The following is a 17,927-nucleotide window of genomic DNA, read 5'->3' as shown; positions in this document are numbered from 1 at the left end:
GATTACTGATCCCCTGCAGGCTTCGGCGCGCTGGCAAGTGCCTGGAGCAATGCCGGGTCCTTGATCGCCTTCATGATGATTTCTTCAGCGCCGGTCTTGCCGTCCATGTAGGTCAGCAGGTTGGCCAGTTGGGTGCGGGCTTCGAGCAGTTGGTTCAGCGAGTCGACCTTGCGGGCCACGGCGGCCGGGCTGAAGTCGTCCATGCTTTCGAAGGTGATGTCCAGGCTCAGGTTGCCTTCGCCGGTCAGTTCGTTGGGCACGTGGAACGCCACGCGCGGCTGCATGGCCTTGAGGCGTGAGTCGAAATTGTCGACGTCCACTTCAAGGAACTTGCGGTCGGCCACCGGCGCCAAAGGCTCGGCGGGCTTGCCGGCGAGGTCGGCCATCACGCCCATCACGAAGGGCAGCTGGACCTTTTTCTCGGCGCCGTAAAGCTCGACGTCGTACTCGATCTGCACTCGAGGCGCGCGGTTGCGCGCGATGAATTTCTGAGAACTTTGCTTCGCCACGTTGCTGCTCCTGGTCGCTTGAGCGACGGTGTTGTTACTGCACAGTCGGGCGGTTTATTCGCCGTCCGGGCCGCGCAGGTTTTCAAATTGGGACATGCCGTCGGGAATCAGATTGCGCACGATGGCCGCGAAGTCGGCGTGCACCAGATGCTTCGCCCGGTTCAACAGCACCGGCAGCGGGCTCGAAGGCTCGTACCGGGTGTAATACGCAAGGATCTTGTCGAGGCTGCGCAGCACATCGTCGCGGCTGGCGATGTCGCCAACTGGGCGCGGTGCTGCGGGCGCAGCGGCGAAGTCGGCCGAGGGGGCATTGTCGTCACTGACGGCCTCGGGTTCGCTGCTGCTGTCGGTGCCGGGCACCGCTTGATTAAGGATCTGCAACGCCTGCTTGAGGGGTTGCTTCAAGGCACTGAGGTCCACGCCCTGGGCGGAACCGACCTGATCGTTGACCTGCCGTTCGATGGCTTCGCACGCCGCACGCGCCGCAATCAGCGCGTTACGGGTGGCTTGCAGGTGCTCGGGGTCGCTGTCGAGGAACGCGGCGTTGAGCTGCTGGGCGCCGAGTTGCTCGTCGGGGAAGCTCAACAGGCCACTGGCGTTGAGCGCCGCGCGCAGGCTCACGGGCCCGAAAGTGCGCGAGCGTGTCAGGATGCTTTCGCGCAGCAAGCGAATATTGGTGTCGCAGGTCAGGCCAGTGAGGGCGTTGATGCGTACGGTGGGGTCGTTGTCATCGTCGGCATCCAGGCGCGGGTGCAGGTCGGCCCAGTAATCGCGCAGCAACGCGTCGATCAGCGTCAGTGCTTCTGCAAGGCCCGCCACACCTTGGAGGGCGAGGGCGCTTTGCAGCAGGAAATGGGTGATGCGCAGGTCTTTGCTGCGCCCGAGCAAGTCGAGGCTTTGCTGCTGGATGCTGCGCCATTCCGGCGGTTCAGCGGGCAGGATGGAGTCGCCCATGCTGCGCTCGGGTTGGCCCTTGGCATCACGCTCCAATTGCAGAAATTGCGCGTCATATTCCATGTCTTCGCCACAGGGCGAAGTCGCGGAAACGGCGGTGAGCAGCAACGGCACATCCACTGAATTTGATCTCCCTATCAGCCCGTTAGACGGCGGGCAATTCATGCATTAGTTGCGCGAGGAACTTTGCATGTTTTCTTGGTCATATAAGCAAGATGCCACTAATGTGCCATCACTGGTATTCAAGAAGTTGTGCATTTTTGGTGTAGTACTTAGGGCTTGTCAAGGTAAGCTATTCGCCCTCTGTGACAGATGTGCGGTGCTTAACAACCTGCGCGACTGGTGGGTCGAACGACGCACCGGGACAGGATTTTTGTCATAGAGCCCAGTTAAGATCAGCGATCATGCTGGCATTGGCAGGTTTTAGACGGTCGATCGCTCGACCTGATGGCGATATCCCGGGAGGCGCTGTCCTGGGAGTCGACCGCGCGCGAAGTATCAGCAAGGAGGCAAGATGTCGCTGTGTTTGACTATCACTAGTTATCACAAGATTACCCCTGGGCAGTGCTCCGAAAAGTCCATGAATCAGGGCTCGATGGCTATTGGCCGCAGTTCCGATAATGACTGGGTACTGCCTGATCCAGAGCGCTTGGTCTCCTCGCAACATTGCGTTATTCAATACAAAGAGGGTCGTTATTATTTAACCGATAACAGCACTAATGGTGTGGAGTTGGTTAAAGCCGGTATCCGTATGCGTCGGGGTAACAGCGAACCGTTGCAAGACGGTGAGTTGATCCGCATCGGTGATTACGAGATCCAGGCGCGCATCGACTTCAACGTGCAGGCCGTCGACAGCCAGCCGTTTGCCGGCGATTCGCCGAACAGCTTTGAAGCGCTGATGGGGGCCGTGGCGAGCAAGCCCACGCCGGTGCCGGTGATCGCGCCGCAATTCCAGGGCGCTTCGTCGATGGACACGCTGCCGGACCTGTTCGACTTCCTCAGCCCCACCGCCGTGCCGCCGCCGACCGTGCCGGACCATGTGCCGTCCGAGCAGCATGACTTCCGTCCGCCGACGCCCGTTGCGCTCGAGAAACCCGTGGTTTCGGGCTCGGTGATTCCCGAAGATTGGGACCTGTTTGGCGATGCACCTGCGCCCGTTGCTCCGCCGCCCGCACCGGTCATTCAGCCGCCACCTGCGGTCGAGCCTGTGGCAAACACTCAGCAACCCGACCTCCTGCAAGCCTTTCTGCGCGGCGCTGGCCTCGATCAACTGCGCCTGGACAAAGCCCAGGCCGAGGCCCAGATGGAAAACATCGGCCGCAGCTACCGACTGATGGTCGAAGGCCTGATCGACGTGTTGCGTGCCCGCGCCAGCCTCAAGGGCGAGTTCCGCATGCAGCAGACCATGATCCAGCCCGCTGAAAACAATCCGTTGAAATTCGCCCCGAATGCTGACGAAGCGTTACTGCTTTTGCTTCGCCACGGCAATCAGGCGTTTATGGCACCGGACCTCGCCGTACGCGACAGTTTCAACGACCTGCGTGCCCACCAACTGGCGGTGATGGCCGGCGTGGAAGCGGCGATCAAACACCTGCTCACGCGTTTTGAACCGGCGCAATTGGAAGAGCGCATGGGCAAGCCCGGCGGGCTCTCAAGTATTTTCAACGGCTCACGCCAGGCTCAGTACTGGCAGCAATTCACCGAGCTCTACAGCAATATTTCCCGCGAGGCCCAGGAAGATTTCCAGGACCTGTTCGGCCGCGAATTCAGCCGGGCCTACGAAGAGCACAGCGCACGACAGCGTCGGTAAAACCGCGCCGCAACACATGGATCAACGGATAGCTAAATACGTCATTGAGGACGCAGGATGATTCCCAGGTTTTTACTCGCAGTCGCCACACTGCTTCTGCTGACGGCGTGTGCCAAAGACGCCGCCAAACCCGAAACAGCCGCCGAGGCCGAAGCGGAGACGGCCGCCGTCGAGCTGCACTTTCATGCGATCAACGGGCTCAACCCCGGCGCCAACGGCCAGGCTGCGCCGGTGCGGGTGCGCATCTTCGAACTGAAAAACGCCGCCACCTTTGCCCGCTCCGATTACTTCGCCCTGGCTGACCGGGCGCAATCGACCCTGGGCCTGGACCTGCTGGACCAGGACGAAGTGATGGTGCAGCCCGGCGAGCAACTGAGCATCCAGCGCGACCTCGACCCGTCCACGCGCCAGATCGGTTTGCTGGTGGGCTATCGCGAGTTGGACCGCGCGCAATGGCGCACGGTGATCAACGTGCCCGCGCGCCAATACACCGAATACCAGATCAGCCTCGATGTGCGTGCCGTGCGCGCCGACGTCGTGGTCACCCCATCCAGCCCTGCCCAATAAGAAGCAATCGGAGCCCCCATGTCCTGGAACAATCGCGTGGTCTGGTCGGAAGGCATGTTCATCGGAACGCAGCACTTCCAGCAGCATGACCGTTACCTGGAAAACCTGATCGACGCCCGCAGCCGCCCTTTGTCGGCCGGGGCCTGGGGTTTTTCCGAGCTGCTGATCGACCAGGGCCTGCTGGCCCAGGGCAAGCTGGCGATCGTCTCGGCGCGTGGCCTGTTGCCCGACGGCACGCCGTTCAACATTCCCCAGGACGATCTGGCGCCGAGCCCGCTGAACATCGACGACAACCTGCGCGATGGCCTGGTGTACCTGGCGCTGCCGCTCAAGCGTGCCGGTGCCCGCGATACCGTGGAGGAAGGCGAAGCCTTGGAGGCGGCGCGTTACGTGAGCCAGGTCCGCGAAGTGCGTGACGACAACGCACCCTTCGAAAACCGCGCACCGGTGGCCTTGGGCTCACGGGCTCTGCGCCTGCTGACCGCCCAGGATGGCATTAGCGATTACGCCGCCATCGGCCTGGTGCGCATCAAGGAAAAACGCGCCGACCGCGCACTGGTACTCGACGACACCTACATTCCGCCCGTGCTGGACGTCGCTGCGAGCAAGCCGCTGACCGCATTCCGCAGCGAACTGCTCGGCTTGCTGCACCAACGCGGCGAAGCCCTGGCGGGGCGCGTGGTCGCTTCGGGCGCCGGTGGCGCGTCGGAGATTGCCGATTTCATGCTGCTGCAACTGGTCAACCGCGCCCAACCGCTGATCCAGCATTTGAGCCAGTTGAGCCCGCTGCACCCGGAGCGCTTTTTCAGCGAACTGGTCAGCCTGGCGGGAGAGTTCTCCACCTTCTCGACCTCAGGCCGCCGTCCCCAGGAATACCCCCAGTACCAGCACGACGACCTGGCGCTGAGCTTTGCTCCGGTGATGGCCGCCTTGCGTGAAGCGCTGTCGATGTTGATCGACAGCAAGGCCACGCCGATCCCGATTGTCGAGAAAGCCTACGGCGTGCACGTGGCGATGCTGGCCGACAAAACCCTGCTCGACAACGCCAGCTTCATCCTGGTGGTGCGTGCCGATGTCCCCGGCGAAACCCTGCGCGCGCGCTTCGGCCAGCAGAGCAAGGTTGGTTCGGTGGAGCACATCCGCGACCTGGTCAACCTGCAACTGCCGGGCATCACCCTGTTGCCTCTGCCCGTGGCGCCGCGCCAATTGCCGTACCACGCAGGTTCCACCTATTACGAGCTGGATCGCGGCAGCGAGGCCTGGCAACAGCTGGGCAATTCCGGCGGCTTTGCCTTCCACATCGCCGGGCAGTTCCCGGGCTTGAACCTGGCCTTTTGGGCGATCCGAGGATAATCCGCGATGCATCCCAATGATGATGACCGCACCCAGTTCATGCCGCGTCCGGGTGGTCGGGCGCCGGAACCTGCGCGTGCCGAACCGTCGCCGCTGGCCATGCCAGCCGCGCCGATGCTCACCGGCAAAAGCCAGGGCCTCAACCCGCTGGAAAGCGCCGCCGGCCCGTTGTTGACACTGCTGACGCGCCTGCGCAACACCATCGCCCACCCGGCGCCGGCCAGCCTGCGCGCGCAGTTGCTGGCGTATCTGCGCCAGTTCGAAGAACGCGCCGAAGCGGCCGGTATCGCCCGCAACGAAGTACTGCTGGCCCGTTATGCGCTGTGCACCGCGCTGGATGAAGCGGTGTTGAGTACGCCATGGGGCAGCACCAGTGACTGGGGCAAACAGAGCCTGCTGATCACGGTGCATAACGAAGCTTGGGGCGGTGAGAAAGTCTTTCAGTTGCTCGACCATTGCCTGCAAAGTCCACGGGAACGCCTGTACCTGCTGGAGCTGCTGTACCTGTGCATGTGCCTGGGTTTTGAAGGCCGTTATCGCGTAATGAACGACGGCCGCAGTCAGTTGGAAACCCTGCGTGAACGCACGGCTGCCGCCATTCGCAGCGCCCGTGGCGAACACGAACGTGAACTGTCGCCACACTGGCGCGGCGTGACCGTGGCGCGGGATCGCCTGGCGCAATTCATGCCGCCATGGATCGCCGTGGCTATCGGCGTGGCGCTGTTGCTGGCGCTGCTGTTTGGTTTGCGCATGAAGCTGGCGTCGGATGCCGAGCCGGTGTTCAAGAATATTCACGCGTTGGGCGAAATCCCGGTGCAGGCCATCGACCGCCCGGTGGCACAACCCAAAGTCATCGAGCGCCCACGCCTGGCCGGTTTCCTGGTGGAAGACATCAAGGCCGGGCGCGTTGCCGTGGAAGATGCGGTCGACCGTTCAGTGGTGACCATCCGTGGCGACGAGCTGTTTGCGTCCGCCAGTTCCAGCATTGTCGATGACTACCAACCGCTGATGCTGCGCATCGCCGATGCCATCCGCAAAGTGAAAGGCCAGGTACGCGTGACCGGGCACAGCGACAACCGCCCGATTGCCACGCTGCGCTTCCCGTCCAACTGGGCGCTGTCGGAAGCACGGGCCAAGTCTGTGCTGGAAATCCTCGCGGCAAAGACTGGCCAGGCGGAGCGCTTCAGCGCCGAGGGCCGAAGCGACACCGAGCCGGTGGCGACCAACGCCACCGCAGAAGGCCGCGCCCGCAATCGTCGGGTTGAAATCACCGTATTGGCGGAGGGCGTCGAGTGAAGGCGTTTTTCAGTTTCATGATTCGCTGGGTGATTCCCGTGCTGGGCCTGATCGCCCTGAGCCTGATCATCTGGTTTGTCGGGCCGTTGCTCGACGTGCTGGTGCCGGAAGGGCGCCGCTGGGCGCTGATCATCCTGGTGTTCGCGGTGTGGATTGCCTACCGCGTGTTCCGCATTATCCAGGCCCGTCGCCAGGCCGCCGAAGTGATGCGCAGCCTGGCCGCCGAAACCCCGGCAGACCCCAATAGCGTCGCCACCGCCGAAGAACTCAGCACCCTGCGCCAGCGCATGGACGAGGCCCTGGCGCTGCTGAAGAAGGCCAAGCTGGGTGGCGATGAACGCCGCAACCTCTACGAGCTGCCGTGGTACGTGATCATCGGCCCGCCGGGTTCGGGCAAGACCACGGCGCTGGTCAACTCCGGCCTGCACTTCCCGCTGGCGGCACAGTTGGGCGCCGGTGCCGTGCGCGGCGTCGGCGGTACGCGCAACTGCGACTGGTGGTTTACCGATCAGGCTGTGTTGCTCGACACCGCTGGCCGCTACACCACCCAGGACAGCAACTCCACGGTGGATAAAGCCGCGTGGCTGGGTTTCCTCGACCTGCTGAAAAAACAGCGCTCGCGCCGGCCTATCGATGGTGCCTTCATCGCCATCAGCCTGTCGGACCTGTTGCTCGGCACCGACGCCGAGCGCGCCGCCCATGCCGCCGCCATCCGCCTGCGGATCCAGGAGTTGTACACCCAGTTGGGCGTGCGCTTTCCGATCTACCTGATGCTGACCAAGCTCGACCTGGTGCCGGGCTTCATGGAGTTCTTCGACAACCTGAGCAAGGAAGAGCGCGCCCAGGTGTGGGGCATGACCTTTGCCCTGGACGACGGCAAAAACAGCGACAGCCCGCTGGCACACCTGCAAAGCGAGTTCGCTGGCCTGGAACAGCGCCTCAACGAACGCCTGGTCGAACGCCTGCAACAGGAACGCGACCCGGCGCGCCGCGACCTGATCTACGGCTTCCCGCAGCAGTTCGGTGCGTTGAAGGATTGCCTGCAAAGCTTCCTCGAAGGCGTGTTCAAGCCCAATGCCTTTGAAGAGCGCGTGTTGCTGCGCGGTGTGTATTTCACCAGCGGCACCCAGGAAGGCAGCCCGATCGACCGCCTGATCGGCGCCATGGCTCAAAGCATGAACCTGGACCGTCAGCACCTGGCGCGCCAGAGCGGCACCGGGCGCAGTTACTTCATCGAAAAACTCTTCACTGCGGTGGCGTTTGCCGAGCGTGGCTTGGTGGGGGTGAACCCGAAGGTCGAGCGTCGGCGCAAGTGGATTGCACGCGGGGTGCTGGCCGCCACCGTGGCACTGGTCGTGGTGGTCAGCGGCCTGTGGTGGGTGAGTTACCGCGCCAACCAGGCCTATATCGCCCAGGTCGACCAGAAGGTCGCACCGCTGGGCCAGTCCGTGCAGAACCTGAGCCCCGCGCAGCGTGACATCCTCGCGGTGCTGCCATTGCTCAACGCCGTGAAGAACCTGGCCGGCGACTCGCCAAGCTGGTCCGAAGGCCTGGGGCTGTACCAGGGCGACATGCTTGAAGCCGAGTCCGCCAGTGTCTACCGCAAGCTGCTGATCGCCGTGTTCGCGCCACGCCTGGTGACGCGCATCGAAGAGCAACTGCACGGCGGCGGCAATTCCGACTTCCTCTACGAAGGCCTCAAGGCCTACCTGATGCTCGCCGATTCCGAGCATTACGACCCGGACTTCATCAAGGCCTGGATCGCCCTCGACTGGGACCGCAACCTGCCGCGCGACTTGCCGGCCGATCAGCGCCAGGCATTGGCCGGGCACTTGCAGGCGCTGTTTGAACGCCATCCACCGAGTGCTCGCCTCGACCCACGCCTGATCGATGACCTGCGTCGTCAGTTGCAACAACTGCCGGTAGCCCAGCGTGTGTATGACCGGGTCAAGCGCCAGAAACTGCCCGAAGGCATCCCGGACTTTCGCATCAACGAAGCCGCCGGTCGTGATGCGGCGCTGGTGTTCAGCCGCAAAAGTGGCAAACCACTGGGCGAGCCGTTGAGTGGGTTCTTCACCGCCAAGGGCTATCGCCAGGCGTTTTTGTTGAGCAGCCTGAACCAGACCGGCACCCTGGCTGAAGAGCAGTGGGTGTTGGGGCACGAACAGGCCGACCAGCAGAACGTGGTGAGCCTCGCCGCCGACGTACGCCGCCTGTATTTCCAGGATTACCAGCGTCAGTGGGATGCGTTGCTGGCGGACATCGACTTTGTGCCGATCACCAGCGTGGCCCAGGCGGCCGACGTATTGCGGGTGATTTCCGGTCCGACTTCTCCGCTGAAAAAACTGCTGGTGGCGGTGGCCAAGGAAACCGATCTGCAAGCCGAAGAGCGCCAATTGGCCGCTAAAGGCGTACCGGTGGAAGGGGGCGTCGACAAGCTCAAGGAGCGCCTGGGCAGCCTGCTTGGCCAGGAACAACCGACCGCCAATGCACCTGCTGCTGCGGATGATCCGGTGACCGCACACTTTGCCGAACTCAACAGCATCGTCAGCAAGAATGAAGGCGAGCCAGCGGCCATCGATGGCCTGCTCACCGACATGAATGCGCTGTATGTGCAGGTCAGCGCCATGGTCGGCGCCAGCGGTGATGCCTTGCTCGGTGAGGCGAAGAACCAGGCGGCCGCTGCGGCCACGCGGGTCAGCCTGAATGCCGAACGCCAGCCACCGTTGGTGCAGGGCATGGTCAAGTCGGTGGTCAATTCCACCACCAACAGCATGATGGGCGGGGTGCGCAATCAACTGAACGCGGCCTGGGTCAGCGAAGTGGTCAACGTGTATCGCCAGTCCCTGGCCGGCCGCTACCCGATGTCGCCGGGCAGCGCACGGGACGCGACCCTGGATGACTTCGGCCAGTTCTTCGGCGTGGGCGGAGTGATGGACAACTACTTCCGCAAATACCTGCAGCCTTACGTAGACACCTCCGCGCAGACCTGGCGCTGGCAGCCGGGCGCGGCGCAGAAGCTCGGCATTGCTCCGGGCGTGCTGCAAACCTTCCAGCGCGCAGCGACGATCCGCGATGCGTTCTTCCGCTCGGGTGGCACCCAGCCCATCGTGCGTTTCGAACTCAAACCGGTGTCGATGGACCCGACCATCACCCAGTTCCTGCTGGACCTGGACGGTCAGCAACTGAGCTACGACCACGGCCCAAGCCGCCCAGTGGCGATGCAATGGCCAAACCCCGGCAGCATTGGCGTGGTGCGTATTTCCATCATGCCGCCGTCGGCCAGTGGCCGTTCCGGCGTGACCCTGGACGGACCGTGGGCCTGGTTCCGCCTGCTGGAGCAATCGGACCTTACGGCTGGTAATTCCCCGGACCGCTTCAACCTGCGCCTGCGCGTCGACGGTGCGAGCATCGCCTACGAACTGCGCGCCAACAGCGCCTTCAACCCGTTCAAGAGCCGCGTGCTCAGTGGCTTCAGCCTGCCGGAGCGGCTATGACGACGCTGGGTTTCTACGGCAAGTTGGCCAGTCGTGGTGACTTTGTCAGCCGCGCGCTACCCCAGAGTTTTATCGGCCCGTGGGACAGCTGGTTGGCGGCGGGTCTGCTCGCCGGCCAGAGCAGCCTGGGCGGCGACTGGCTCAACACCTACCTGGTCAGCCCGTTGTGGCGCTTTGTGCTGGCGCCGGGTGTATGCGGACCGGACGCGGCGGCGGGTGTGGTGATGCCGAGCATCGACCGGGTCGGGCGCTACTTCCCTCTGGCGGTGGTGACCTTGCTCGATCACGACACCAATCCCGCGTCCCTGGTCGGCGGGCCGGACACCTGGTTCGAGCAGGCCGAAGCGTTGCTGCTCAGCACCCTGGATGCCGGTGCTACCTTCGAAGGCTTCAATGAAGGCCTCGATGGCCTGGGTTTCCCGGCGAGCGAACCGCGTACCGTGGGCAGCCGTTTCGCCGGCCTGCAACGGGTGGCTACCACCGTGCCTCAGGGGCGTCTGACCGCCCTGGCCGAACAGGCCTGCGAAGGCGCGAGCCTGTGGTGGGGCCGTGGCTCGCAGACGATTTCCCCTGGTTTGTTGCGGTGTCAGGGCCTGCCTGCCGCCGACGATTTTGCGCAGTTTTTGCTCGGACAAGAAGGTGTGGTGTAGATGGGGTCGACGTACAAATCCGCGAGCAAAAGCCATGTGGGCATGGTCCGCCAGGTCAATGAAGACGCCTGCCTGGACCTGCCGGAAAACCGCCTGTGGGTGGTGGCCGACGGCATGGGCGGGCACGCGGCGGGGGATTACGTGAGCAGCCTGATCGTCGACAGCTTGCGCAGCGTGCCGGTGGGGCGCTCGCTGGATGAATACACGGCGGCGCTGCGCAACGACCTGCTGCGCATCAACGCCGCCGTGCGCGAAGAAACCGCCCATCGTGGCGTGACCATGATGGGCAGCACCGTGGTGTTGTTGGCCGCCCGTGGCCTGCGCGGCGTTTGCCTGTGGGCTGGCGACAGCCGCTTGTACCGCCTGCGCGACGGCGTGCTGGAAGGTATCTCCCGCGACCACAGCTACGTGCAAGACCTGCAAGACAGCGGCCTGCTCAGCGAAGCCGACGCCCGCACGCATCCACGCGCCAATATCGTCACCCGTGCGATTGGCGTGGAAGCGCACCTGGAACTGGCGGTGGTCGACCTGCTGATCGCTCCCGGTGACAGCTATTTGCTGTGCAGCGATGGCCTGAACAAGACCGTCGAAGACCATGAGATCCGCGAAGTCCTCGGCCACGACACGCCGGATGAAATCGTGCGCAGCCTGGTGCACCTGGGACTCAACCGGGGTGCGCCGGACAACATCACCGCCATCGTTGTGAAGGTATCGGCATGAACATCCTGATTCCGGGTTATGACATTGAAGGCGAGATCGGCGAAGGCGCCATGGCCAGCGTGTACCTGGCGACCCAGCGTTCCCTGGAGCGCAAGGTGGCGTTGAAGGTGATGGCGGCGGCATTGGCGGCTGACCCGAGCTTCTGCGAACGCTTCCTGCGTGAGGGCAAGACCCTGGCGCGCTTGTCGCATCCGCACACGGTGACCATCCATGACATCGGCAACGTCGGTGAGCTGTATTACATGGCCATGGAATACCTGCCCAACGGCACGCTCAAGGAGCGCATCGCCGCCGGGATGACGCCGGAGCAGGGCGTGACGCTGATTCGCCAGATCGCCTCGGCGCTGGGCTATGCCCACGCCCAGGGCTTGGTGCACCGCGATGTGAAACCGGCGAACATTCTGTTCCGTGCCGATGGTACGGCGGTGCTGTCGGACTTCGGTATCGCCAAATCGCTGGATGATCGCACTCAGTTCACCCAGGCCGGGTTTGCCGTAGGCACGCCGAGTTACATGAGCCCAGAGCAGGCGCGGGGACAAGAAATTGATGGTCGCGCCGACTTGTACGCGCTGGGCGTGGTGCTGTACGAGATTCTCGTCGGCAAGCTGCCATACACTGGCACCGATGCGCTCTCCACGGCGCTCGCGCACCTGACTGAACCGCTGCCCGAATTGCCGGTGCACCACGGTCGTTATCAGGAGGTGCTGCGCAAGCTGTTGGCCAAGGATCCGGCGGAGCGCTTCGCGGATGCGGCGGCGTTGTTGCGGGCGTTGGATAACCTGCCGTCGGAATCGCCAGAGGCTACCTTGGTGCGGCCGTTGCCGATCCCCATGAGTTTTGATCTGGCCGGCATCACCCCGGAATCCATCGAGATCCCCACCGAGAAACCCCAGCCGGTGCGCCAACCGGTGGTGCCGCCGACCCAGCACAGCGAGCAGCGCCGTGGGCCGGTGTTGGCACTCGCCGCTGTTGCAGTGGCGGTTGCGTTGGCCATTGGTGGTGCGAGTTATTGGTGGTTGAGCGGCAGCGATGAGCCCGTGGCCAAGCCCCCGGCTGCGGTGGTTGTGCCCCCTGTGGCGCCGCCTGTGGCAGAAGTGGATGGCGGTCAGCGTCCGTTGCTGATGGCGGGTAAGAAAACCCTGTTCCAACGCGTCCTCAGCAAACCCGGCGCCAAGCTTTCAACGGACGCCGGCAGTGCGCCGGGCAAGGCTTTGCCGGCGTTTTCCGTGCTTTACGTCTACCAACGCAAGGACGTTGACGGCAACCCATGGGTACGCGTCGGCGCCGCCACCGATGGCCGCAGCGACGGCTGGTTGCCCGCGTCCCAGGTCAGCGACTGGAAGCAGAGCCTGGTGCTCAAGTTCACCGAGCGTTCAGGCCGCGCGCCGGTAATGTTCCTGCGCCAATCCGCTGAAGTGGAAAGGTTGCTGGCTGACCCGGCCGCCGCCAAAGGCGTACTGGCCAAGGCGCAGAAAAACAGTGAGGACAACAGCCAGATCCTGGCCATGGAACCGACCGCCAGCGCTGTGCCGCAAAACCAGTTCTACCTGCTGCCGATCTTCGACGCCAAAGAGAGCTTCGACGAAAACGGCCAGCCGGTGCAGTTGCTCAATGTGGCCTCCATCGACCCAGGCACCAGCGCCGCTAAACCGGCCACGCCGGTGATCAACGCCAATGCTGACGCCTTCCGCACGGCTGTTGTGCTGGTGGTGGATACCACCGTTTCCATGCAGCCCTACATCGACCAGATCCGCGACGTGGTGCACGAACTGCAAACGCGCATCGGCGAACGCGGCGAGTTGGACAGCGTGAGCTTCGGCATGGTCGGCTTTCGCAGCAGCATCAAGAAAACCCCTGGCCTGGAATACGTCGCCAAGACCTTGATCACCCTCGATCAGGGCCGCGACCCGCAACGTTTCCTCGACATGGCGCGCCAGGTCAAGGCGTCCACTGTGTCCAGCCATTCGTTCAACGAAGATGCGTTCGCCGGCGTGATGCAGGCAGTGGATGGCATGGATTGGTCCGGCTATGGCGGACGCATCATCCTGCTGGTCACCGATGCCGGTGCGCTGCGCAAGAACGATCCGTTCGCCGCCACCCAGATGAACGAAGCCGAGGTACGCCAGGCCGCGCTGGGCAAACAGATCAAGATCTACGCCCTGCACCTGCGTACCGACGCCGGCAAGAAAACCCATGCCGGCGCCGAGAGCCAGTACCGCATCCTCACCGCCGACGCCAACCCTCAGATCGGCGACCTCTACACGGCGGTGCCCGGTGGTGATGTGCGCAAGCTCGGAGAGCGTGTGGATGAGATAGGTACGGTGTTCGCCAATCTTGTGCATCAAGTGCGCAGCAACACGCCACAGCCGGTGCCGTTGTTGAACAGCGCGCCGAGTCTGGCGGATAAGTCCGCCGCCGTCGGTTATGCCATGCACATGGATTTCCTCGGCCGTAAAGCCGCGAGTCAGGCACCGCAACTGGTCAGCGCCTGGACTGCCGACCGCGACCTGACCAACCCGGCACTGCCGGCGTTCCAGGTGTGTGTGATGCTGACCAAGTTGCAGCTCAATGACCTGCAGCAGTCGCTGAAATTGATCGTCGACGCGGCACGCAAGACCCAGACTTCACCCAAGGACTTCTTCCAGGAAATCGCCAGCGCCTCCGCCTATATGAGCCGCGACCCACAGGCCCTGCGCAAGGGCGGCAACCTGGCCGACGGCGGCATCTTGGGTGAATACCTGGAAGGCCTGCCGTACCGCAGCAAGTCGCTGAACATGACCCAGGACCTGTGGTTGTCGTTGAGCGTGGCCGAGCAGGAAGACTTTATCGACGAGCTGGATTCGAAGATCCGCCTCTACGAAACCTTCCACAATGATGTGGCCAACTGGGTCCGTTTCGGCGATGCCGAGCCGGGTGACGCGTTGTACCGCGTGCCGTTGTCGACGTTGCCGTGATGCTGAACCTGAACGCGGTGCACAAGAGCCGGGGCGTCGGCAGCCAGCGCTACAGCCTGGTGATTCCGGCGCTGACGCTGCGTGCGGGTGAGCAATTGGCGATTGTCGGGCCCAGCGGTTGTGGCAAAAGCACCTTGCTGGATTTGCTGGCGTTGGTATTGGCGCCGGATCAGGTCGGGCAGTTTGAATTTCATCAGCAGAACATTGCCGGATTGTGGCGCGGTGATCAGCAATCCATGCTGGCCGCGCTGCGTAGCCAGCATCTGGGCTATGTGCTGCAAACCGGCGGCTTGCTGGGGTTTCTCGATGTGCGTGGCAATATCGCCTTGTCACGGCAACTGTTGGGCTTGAAGGACGACGGCAGCGTGGCGCGCCTGGCCGAGCAGTTGGAGATCAGCGACCAGTTGGCCAAGAAACCGGCGGCGCTCTCGGTGGGCCAACGCCAGCGCGTCAGCTGTGCCCGCGCCCTGGCTCATGCGCCGCAACTGGTGTTGGCGGATGAACCGACGGCGTCCCTCGACCCCTTGAATGCCGAGCGCGTGATGCAGGCGCTGCTGGCCCAGGCGCGCGAACACCGTGCCGCCTGTGTGATTGCCACCCATGACGAACCCCTGGCCCGCGCCAGTGGCTTGCAGGTGCGGCGTATCAGTTGCCGTCGCGACACCGACGGCGGCGTCACCGCGACCCTCGGGGAGGTGTGCTGATGCGCCTCGGTCTGGTGGCGTCGCTGGCCTGGCAGGACTATCGCAACGATGCCTGGCTGTCGGTTTGTTCGGTATTGGCGCTGGTCGCCGTCATTGCACCGTTGCTAGTGTTATTCGGCCTGAAATTTGGACTGGTTAGCAGTTTGACCGAACGTTTGCAGACCGACCCCGCCACCCGTGAAATTATTCCGTTGGGCGGTGGTCGATTCAGCAGCGCCTTTATCGAGCAACTCGGCCAGCGCAGCGATGTGGCGTTTGCACTCCCGCGCACGCGACAAATTGCGGCGACCGCGCAGGTGGGCGCCTTGGCCCTGGAAATGCTGCCGACCGCATCGGGTGATCCCTTGCTGGCGGGTCTTCCGGTGCCGAGGGGCCTGGACCAGATCGTGCTGAGTCACACCGCCGCCGAGAAGCTGGCAGCGCGGCCAGGGGATTGGCTGGAGACCAGCTTTGCACGGCAAGTGGCAGGACGCTTCGAGGCCCAGCGCACGCGTTTGCAGGTGCTGGCGGTATTGCCGCTGGAAGCCTTCGCCCGTGATGGGCTGTTTGCCGATTTGAAATTGCTGGAAGCAGCAGAAGATTACCGCGATGGTCGTGCGGTGCCGGCCTTGGGCTGGGAGGGTGAAGCGGTCGGTGTGAGTGAACAGCGCGTGTATCCGGCATTCCGCCTGTATGCGCAGAGCCTCACCGATGTGGAACCGCTGCGGGTGTTTTTCGCCGGGCAGAACCTGCTGGTGTCGACCCAGGCGCAGACCATCGCGCAGGTGCAGTCGTTGAGCCGCAACCTGTCGATCGTTTTCTGGGTGATCTGCGGGTTGGCGTTGGCGGGGGCGTTTGCGGCGATCTTTGCTGGAGCGTTGGCCGCCGTGGTGCGTAAGCGTCGGGAATTGTCGGTGTTGCGCCTGTTGGGGTTTTCCACCGGTGGGCTGTTGTTGTTTGTGGTGGTGCAGGCGCTGTACAGCGCAGGTTTCGCGGCCGTGCTCAGTGCCGGCCTGTATGGCTTGGCCGAGGCGGCTTTGAACACGTTATTTGTGCAGGTGCCGGGCGAACACGCCAGCCACCTGTTGGCACGTCATTACGGCCTGGCCCTGGCTGCAGTCATGGGCGTCAGCGCCGTGGCGGCGGCCTGTGGTGGCTGGCGAGTGGCGCGGATCCAGGCTTCTGAAGGAATCAGAGATGTATAAGTTACTGGGCGCCTGTGTGGCGCTGGCCCTGGCCTCTATGGCCTGGGCCGATGAGGCGAGTGACAAACTCGATAACCCCAAGCCGCTGGAGGGCGACGTCAGCCTGCCGCTGCCGTGCGAAGGCAACATGGTGTTTCGTTACGCCTACGTGTTGGCCCAAGGCACCCTGGATGACCGCGAGATCAGCCTCGGCTACCCCTTTGCCGAAGGCGAGGCGGGCTATCAGCAGTCATTCATTTCCGGCTACCGCCGCGACTTCATCAATGGCCAGTTCACCCTCAAGGACCTGCCCAAAGACTGGAACGAAATCATCGCGCCCTTGATGCCGAAGACCGACGCCAAGACCCCGCTCAAGCCCATGCTCTACTTCATCGGCAAGTACGAAGTGACCGCACGCCAGTACGCCCAGGTGATGTCCCAGGCGCAATCGTTGGCCAGTGGTGAACCCGCGCCTGCGTGCGACGCACCCACCGGCATGGCCGGGCGCTTGCCCAAGGTCAAACTGTCGCGCTTTGAGGCCGAGCGTTTTTCGGCGGTGTACAGCGCCTGGCTGATGAAATATCACCGCGAATTGCTGCCGGTGAGCGGACGCGGCTCTTCGGCGGACGACGGCGGTTTGGGTTTTGTGCGCCTGCCCACCGAAGTGGAGTGGGAATTCGCCGCGCGTGGCGGTCATGCCGTCAGCCGCCAGGACTTGGAAGCGCGGCTGTTCCCGCGCCGTACTGAAGGCAGTGACAGCGACGGCCCGCTCGGCGATTACGCCGTGTTCAACCAGGTCGCCGGCGGTACCGGCCAGGCTGCGCGCCTGATGCCTATCGGCACCAAGTTGCCCAACCCGATCGGTCTGTTCGATGTGATCGGCAACGCGGCGGAAATGGTCCAGGAATCCTTCCAACTGGTGCACGCCGGGCGTCGCCAGGGCACCTACGGCGGCTTTGTGGTCAAGGGTGGCAACTACCTGGAAGGCGAGGGCACGCTGTTCACCGGCATGCGCCGCGAGTACCCGCTGTTCGCCGCCGACGGCACCGAGCAAAGCAACGAGACCACCGGGTTCCGCGTGGCGATTGGTGCCTTGTCGGCGCCGCGTTCACGTTACAAGGAGTTGTTCGCCCAATGGCAGAAAGAAGGTCGCCTGGCTTCGCTGACCGACGCCATCGACGATGCCCAGGACCCGACCAAGCGCCTGGACAGCATCATTGCCGCCAGCGCCGACCCCAAGCTGCAAGCCGAGCTGGGGCTGGTCAACGAAGAGCTCAAGCGCAACGTCTCGCTGATCGCCCAGCAACGCGAAGAGGCGGCGGGCAACCTGATCCAGTCGGCCGCGTTGGTGGCCGAAACCATCGCCAACTACAACATCCGCCTGGCCAACCTGCAGAAGAGCCGCCAACAGTCCCTGGACAACAAGGACGAGGCCAGCGCGCAGCTGTTCGACATGGCGATTGCCAATGGCCGTAGCGCGCTCGATGGCGCGGTGGCGATCTATATCGACAACCTGGCCACTGGCACGCGTTACACCGATGCGGTGATCCAGGCGCAGTTTCAACGGATCAAGGAAGAGTTGGATCGCAAGCCGGTGCTCGGTAAGAGCCTGGTGACGCGCGCAACACTGTTCGTTCGCCATGTCGGCAACTACCGCAAGCAACAGCGGGCCGACCCGGCAACGATCTTGAAGGAATTGCTCGCAGCGAGCGGTCAGCGATGAGCGCTGGCTGTATGGCGAGCTTGGAAG

The 17,927-nt window shown here is 63.5% G+C and carries 13 protein-coding genes; 11 read left to right on the top strand and 2 right to left on the bottom strand.

Translation table 11 applies throughout. The features are described from left to right. Positions 1-2: 2 nt before the first annotated feature. Positions 3-509 carry a type VI secretion system contractile sheath small subunit gene (gene tssB, locus ACP7C6_RS18130; RefSeq protein WP_010207547.1) on the bottom strand — a complete coding sequence of 169 codons (507 nt, stop codon included), beginning with the start codon at positions 507-509 and terminating at the stop codon, positions 3-5. A gap of 54 nt (positions 510-563) precedes the next feature. Next, the gene (tssA, locus tag ACP7C6_RS18125) at positions 564-1,583 is read right to left on the bottom strand and encodes a type VI secretion system protein TssA (protein WP_028618495.1); all 1,020 of its coding nucleotides are present in this window, start codon (positions 1,581-1,583) and stop codon (positions 564-566) included. Positions 1,584-1,977: 394 nt separating this feature from the next. Between tssA and tagH the strand changes: the two genes are divergently transcribed. From tagH to ACP7C6_RS18070, 11 genes are read left to right on the top strand one after another with little or no spacing between them, the layout of a single operon-like run. Beyond that, positions 1,978-3,273: a type VI secretion system-associated FHA domain protein TagH gene (tagH, locus tag ACP7C6_RS18120; RefSeq protein ID WP_305383291.1), complete on the top strand. Its 1,296-nt coding sequence runs from the start codon at positions 1,978-1,980 to the stop codon at positions 3,271-3,273. Between the two features lie 57 nt (positions 3,274-3,330). Beyond that, entirely contained in the window at positions 3,331-3,840 is a 510-nt protein-coding gene (tssJ, locus tag ACP7C6_RS18115; protein WP_028618493.1) for a type VI secretion system lipoprotein TssJ, read from the top strand. Positions 3,841-3,858: 18 nt separating this feature from the next. Then, positions 3,859-5,193, top strand: coding sequence for a type VI secretion system baseplate subunit TssK (gene tssK / locus ACP7C6_RS18110; RefSeq protein ID WP_028618492.1), 1,335 nt, complete (start codon positions 3,859-3,861; stop codon positions 5,191-5,193). 6 nt (positions 5,194-5,199) lie between these two features. Next, a complete protein-coding gene (locus ACP7C6_RS18105) occupies positions 5,200-6,489 on the top strand; it encodes a DotU family type VI secretion system protein (RefSeq protein WP_426109067.1) in 1,290 nt (429 codons plus the stop codon). Further along, a complete protein-coding gene (tssM, locus tag ACP7C6_RS18100; RefSeq protein WP_426109066.1) occupies positions 6,486-9,986 on the top strand; it encodes a type VI secretion system membrane subunit TssM in 3,501 nt (1,166 codons plus the stop codon). Before ACP7C6_RS18105 ends, tssM begins: the two co-directional genes overlap by 4 nt. Then, the gene (tagF, locus tag ACP7C6_RS18095) at positions 9,983-10,636 is read left to right on the top strand and encodes a type VI secretion system-associated protein TagF (protein WP_426109065.1); all 654 of its coding nucleotides are present in this window, start codon (positions 9,983-9,985) and stop codon (positions 10,634-10,636) included. The genes tssM and tagF overlap by 4 nt, the downstream gene beginning before the upstream one ends. Then, positions 10,637-11,356, top strand: a complete 720-nt coding sequence (locus tag ACP7C6_RS18090) for a PP2C family protein-serine/threonine phosphatase (RefSeq protein WP_028618488.1) — start codon at positions 10,637-10,639, stop codon at positions 11,354-11,356. Beyond that, positions 11,353-14,310, top strand: coding sequence for a serine/threonine-protein kinase (locus tag ACP7C6_RS18085; protein ID WP_426109064.1), 2,958 nt, complete (start codon positions 11,353-11,355; stop codon positions 14,308-14,310). Before ACP7C6_RS18090 ends, ACP7C6_RS18085 begins: the two co-directional genes overlap by 4 nt. Beyond that, positions 14,310-15,014, top strand: a complete 705-nt coding sequence (locus tag ACP7C6_RS18080) for an ABC transporter ATP-binding protein (protein ID WP_305383288.1) — start codon at positions 14,310-14,312, stop codon at positions 15,012-15,014. Before ACP7C6_RS18085 ends, ACP7C6_RS18080 begins: the two co-directional genes overlap by 1 nt. Next, entirely contained in the window at positions 15,014-16,198 is a 1,185-nt protein-coding gene (locus tag ACP7C6_RS18075; RefSeq protein WP_305383287.1) for an ABC transporter permease, read from the top strand. The genes ACP7C6_RS18080 and ACP7C6_RS18075 overlap by 1 nt, the downstream gene beginning before the upstream one ends. Continuing rightward, on the top strand, positions 16,191-17,900 hold the full coding sequence (locus ACP7C6_RS18070) for a formylglycine-generating enzyme family protein (RefSeq protein WP_426109063.1): 1,710 nt from the start codon (positions 16,191-16,193) through the stop codon (positions 17,898-17,900). The genes ACP7C6_RS18075 and ACP7C6_RS18070 overlap by 8 nt, the downstream gene beginning before the upstream one ends. Positions 17,901-17,927 lie beyond the last annotated feature (27 nt).

Origin of the sequence: Pseudomonas sp. TWR1-1-4 (assembly GCF_049897165.1) — a bacterium.
Taxonomy (GTDB): Bacteria; Pseudomonadota; Gammaproteobacteria; order Pseudomonadales; family Pseudomonadaceae; genus Aquipseudomonas; species Aquipseudomonas canadensis.
The sequence above is the reverse complement of the archived record's forward strand: the minus strand, read 5'-3'. Positions and strand labels throughout refer to the sequence as shown.